The 4,713-nt window shown below is 69.1% G+C and carries 3 protein-coding genes and 2 pseudogenes; all 5 read right to left on the bottom strand.

Features of this window, described 5'->3' with window-relative positions; all coding sequences use genetic code 11:
- Positions 1 to 70, bottom strand: a pseudogene (locus ABZ924_RS38120) (ATP-binding protein); the annotation flags it as partial.
- On the bottom strand, positions 51 to 605 hold the full coding sequence (locus ABZ924_RS38115) for a DUF742 domain-containing protein (RefSeq protein WP_361920261.1): 555 nt from the start codon (positions 603 to 605) through the stop codon (positions 51 to 53). The pseudogene ABZ924_RS38120 and the gene ABZ924_RS38115, both read right to left, overlap by 20 nt.
- Positions 606 to 698: 93 nt before the next feature.
- Positions 699 to 1,112, bottom strand: coding sequence for a roadblock/LC7 domain-containing protein (locus ABZ924_RS38110; RefSeq protein ID WP_114058494.1), 414 nt, complete (start codon positions 1,110 to 1,112; stop codon positions 699 to 701).
- A 10-nt stretch (positions 1,113 to 1,122) separates the two neighbouring features.
- Positions 1,123 to 4,320 (bottom strand): nitrate- and nitrite sensing domain-containing protein, encoded by a 3,198-nt coding sequence (locus ABZ924_RS38105; RefSeq protein WP_361920259.1) that lies wholly within the window; start codon positions 4,318 to 4,320, stop codon positions 1,123 to 1,125.
- Between the two features lie 292 nt (positions 4,321 to 4,612).
- Positions 4,613 to 4,713 (bottom strand): annotated as a pseudogene (locus tag ABZ924_RS38100) (ATP-binding protein); the annotation flags it as partial.

Genomic DNA, 4,713 nt, shown 5'->3' with positions numbered 1-4,713 from the left:
CGCCGGCCACCACGATCTTCGCGGAGGTGGTGGAGCGAGCCGCCCCGCCGTTAGAGCTTGCGAAGTCCACTGAGCACCCTTTCGAGCAGTGTCACATCTGGCTGGCCGCCGGCAGATTCGTCGCCGCCGGGCTGGTGAATGGCGACAAGGCCCGCCTCTGCCAGGTCGGCGACGAGGATGCGGGCCACGCCAAGAGGAATGGAGAGGAGTGCCGAGATCTCCGCAACGGATTTGATCTCCAGGCACAGGCGGCAGATGCGCTGGTGCTCGGGCAACTGCCCTTGCATCCGAGCGGGATCCGCCGTGGTACTGACCAGCGCCTCGATGGCGAGCTGGTAGCGCGGCCGGGTCCGGCCGCCGGTCATCGCGTACGGGCGCACCAGCGGGTTGTGCGCCTTCGGAGCCTGGGGCTGCGCAGCGCGGAGGGGCTGCTGCGAGGGCCTCTGCGGCACCTGGGGCTGCTGTTGCTGGCCGTACGTCTGCTGGTACGGGTTGTGCTCCGGCACGGGCCGGCTGGGAGCCGAGGGGAAGTTGAAGCGGTTCTGGTCGTGCCCACCCTGCGGCTGTTGTGCGCCGCCGTAAGGATGTCCTCCGGGTGTTGTCACGTCTCCTCCTCCGACTCCAAGAACGCAGTACTCCCTGTGGAACCGCGCCACCGCACCCTACGGTGCGATGACGCGAAACGCACTGCCTGTTTGCTAGTTGAGAAGGCTTCCCTGCAGTTCGGCGCGCAGGTCCGGGGTGAGGACCGTGCCCGCTCGATCCACGAGGAGGGCCATCTCGTAGCCGACGAGGCCGATGTCGCACTCGGGGTGCGCGAGCACCGCGAGCGAGGACCCGTCGGAGATGGACATGAGGAAGAGGAATCCCCGGTCCATTTCGACCACGGTCTGGTTGACGGCGCCGCCCTCGAAGATGCGGGAGGCTCCGGCGGTCAGCGAGGTCAGTCCGGAGGCCACGGCCGCCAGCTGATCGGCGCGGTCGCGCGGGAATCCATCGGACATCGCCAGAAGGAGGCCGTCGGCGGAGACCACCACCGTGTGCGACACCCCGGGGGTGTTGTCCACGAAGTTGGTGATCAACCAGTTCAGGTTCTGTGCCGCCTGGCTCATCGGGCTCACACTAACGCTCCTGGTCATAGCTGTTACTTGACTGCTCAGTACCCGCGCTGCGTCCTTGCTGGACACCCCGTCGCAGGTTGCTCAACCTGCCACGGACGTCCTCCGGAGCGCGGGAGACCTGGGGGCCGCCCTGCGGGGTGGTCTCCGCAGAGCCTTCGACCAGGTTGGCCTTGGGCACCCGCCGAGGCAGACCGGACGAGGTCACCCCGCCCGCCTTCGGCTCGCGGAGCTTGCCGGCCTGCTGCCAGCGCTCGTCGTTCTTCGAGCGCCAGCCGGAGCCGGCCGCCTCGTCCTGTTCCGGGGCCCGCTCCGGGGCGGCGGGCTGCTGCTGTCGCTGCGGCCGCTGCTCGAAGAGGGATCCGGAGGACTCCGCTTCCTGCTGTGCCGGCTGCCACTGCTGCTGGCTGCCGCGGCGCGGCAGGCCCGCTCCGGTCATTTCGTGACCGGTGTCGGCAGCGGCGCCCGGACGGTCGAAGCCTACGCGGTCCGCGGCGGGTTCGGGAGCGAGAGGGGGTTCCGATTCGGTCCCGTAGCCCTGCTGGTAGCCACCGGAGTAGGTGTTCTGCTCCGGCCATTCTGCGTGCTGGGCCTGGGATTCGTAGCCGCCGTCGTACGCCTGGGCGTCCTGCTGCGGCTCCTGGTAACCCGCTTCCGGATAGGAGTATCCCTGCTGCGGGTACGCCTCGTACGCCTCGTGGCCCTGGCGGTCCGCGTGGGCCTGGCGGGTGTCGTACGCGCCGTCGTAGCCCTGCTCGGACTGCTGCTCGTACTCCGGGTACTGCTGGTAGCCGTGCTCCGGCTGCGGTTCCGCATACTCCTGCTCGGAGTACTCCTCCTGGCCCTGCGGGAAGTTCAGCTGGGCCTGGAGCGCCGCGCGGCGCTCCTGGTGCCCCAGGGAGCGGCCCACGGAGTCCAGGCCGCCCTCGGCGCCCTGGTTGTCGTAGCGGGAGTCGTCGAAGCCGAGCTCGGCCGCCGTGCGCAGCGGGGCGGCGTTCTGGGCCTGCTGCTGCGGGATCATCGAGGAGACGGTGAACTCGTCGTCCGGGATCCCCTCGCCACCACCACCATGGGTGATGGCGTCGGGAAGCATGACCAGCGACGTCGTGCCGGCCGCCTCGCCCGAGGGGCGCAGCTGGACGCGGATGTTGTGCCGGTCCGCCAGGCGGCCGACCACGAAGAGGCCCATGCGCTGCGAGATCGCGGCGTCCACGGTCGGCGGGTTGGCCAGCTTGTGGTTGATGTCCGCGAAGTCCTCGGCGGTCAGGCCGATGCCCTTGTCGTGGATCTCGACCATGACGCGGCCGTCGGGCAGACGCGTGGCGTTGACGCGGACCTTGGTCTGGGGGGAGGAGAACGTGGTGGCGTTCTCCAGGAGCTCGGCGAGCAGGTGCACGAGGTCGGTCACGGCCTGGCCGTGGATCTCGGCCTCGGAGACGCCCGCGAGCTCGATGCGCTCGTACTGCTCCACCTCGGAGGAGGCGGCGCGCAGGACGTCGACGAGGGGCACCGGCTGGTCCCAGCGGCGGCCCGGCTCCTCACCCGCGAGGATGAGGAGGTTCTCGCCGTTGCGGCGCATGCGGGTGGCGAGGTGGTCCAGGCGGAAGAGGTTCTCCAGCTGGTCCGGGTCCGCCTCGTTGTTCTCCAGGTCGGTGATCAGCGACAGCTGGCCCTCGATCAGCGACTGGTTGCGCATGGAGAGGTTCGTGAAGATCGCGTTGACGTTCCCTCGCAGGAGGGCCTGCTCGGCGGCGAGCCGGACCGCTTCCCGGTGGACCTGGTCGAAGGCGCGGGCGACCTCGCCGATCTCGTCCTGGGAGTCGATCGGGATCGGCGCGACACGGGTGTCGACCTTGCCCGGGTCGGTGCGCGAGAGCTGGTCGACGAGCATCGGCAGGCGCTGCTCGGCGACGTCGAACGCGGCGCCGCGCAGGCGGCGCATGGAGCGGCTCATCTGGCGGGCCACCATGCCGGCCAGGATGAACGCGACGAGCAGGGCCACGACCACGACCGCACCGGTCCAGATGGCGGCGTTGCGGGCGTCGTCGGAGACCTTGACGGCGTCCTTCACGGCCTTGTCGAGGAGTTCCTTCTCGACCTCGGCGTAGCCCTCGAACTTGCCGGTGGCGGCGGCCTGCCAGCTCAGCGGCGTGACGCCGTTCTTGGCCAGGTTGGCGGGCTTGTCGCCGCCGGCTATGAGGTCCGTCATGGCGGTCAGCACGGAGCCGTTGACCGGGTTCGGCACCTTGAAGGGGGTGCCGGCCTGCTCCGCCTGGGACTTGGCGGCGGCGAGCTTGGCGGCGGACTCCTGGGACTTCTTGGCCATCACCTCTTTGAGGCGGTTGGTGTCGTCCTCGGTTCCGGCTGCGACGTACTCGCCGATCGCGATTTCCTCGAGGTACGCGTACGAGGAGAAGGCGACGAGCTGGGCCTTGCGGACGTCCTCGGCCTCGTTGGGGCGGACCAGCAGATGGGTGCCGATGGCGCGCTGGAGCGACTCGGCGGCCTTGGCCAGCTCGATCGCGTAGACCATGCGGCCGTAGCTGGTGACGTTGCCGGTGCCGAGCCCGAGCTCGTTGGAGAACTGCATCAGGTAGTGCTGGACGAGCAGGTAGCCGTCCTCGGTCGGAATGGGACCGAAAGCGCTCGGGGGGGCCTTCTTGGCCGTCTCCTGGGTCTGGTACGCGTGCGAGCGCACCGTCTCCAGCTTCGGCTCCTCCTGGCGGAAGAGGTCCAGGCGCCGCTCGAGGCCCTGGTTCTTCGGGAGGTCCTTGACGGCCTGGGCGAACTTCTCCTGGGCCGCGTCGGTGGCCTTGTACGCCTTGGCGACGGCCTCGTTCTTGGTGTCGCCCTTCAGCAGCGGTTCGGCCGTCAGGTCGCGCTCGTTGAGCAGGGCCTGGCCGTATTCCGCCGCCGCCTGGACGATGCGGGCCGTCTTCTCGGCATCCTTGGCCTCGTTCCAGGTGTCGAGGGAGCCCTTCACCTGGAAGCCGCCCATGACCAGTCCGACGAGGACCGGCAGGAGCAGGATGGCGTTCAGACGGGTGGCCACGCGCCAGTTGCGGGGCGAGAGCCTGCTGGGGTTGCCGCTCTTGGCCTGCGGTTCCACGGGCACGTCGACGGGCGACGCGGCCGCGCGCTGCGGCGGGGTGAAGTTGCCTCGCGCGGATTCATCCGCGGGGCTCGAGTTGCTTCGCCTCACTCGACCAACAACCTCTCGGCGGTGCTACTAGCTAGTTAGTTGAATTCCAGCATGGTCAAGGGCCGTGTTCCAAACAGTTGGATCCGGCCGTTGCCGGAGCCGCCCGCCGTACATAAAACGGACATAAAGAGCGAGCGGCGGCAAAAACGGGGCCAGTTGTGCGCACAGCGAGACCGGGCGAACGCGGCCCGTGCCCGAAGAAGGCCAATTCTCTGTCGAAACGTTATGAACGAGGAGGGCGGGCCGTGTCGCACGACACAGCCCGCCCTTCCCCGTCCGCAGGGCGATCCCGCTACTTCAGTCGTGCCATGAGGGCGTGTTCGACGAGGGTGATGAGGGCGCTCTTGGCGTCGGCGCGGTGGCGTGCGTCGGTGGTGATGATGGGGGCGTCGG

This window comes from Streptomyces sp. NPDC046876, from assembly GCF_040645035.1.
Lineage (GTDB): Bacteria > Actinomycetota > Actinomycetes > Streptomycetales > Streptomycetaceae > Streptomyces.
The sequence above is the reverse complement of the archived record's forward strand: the minus strand, read 5'-3'. Positions and strand labels throughout refer to the sequence as shown.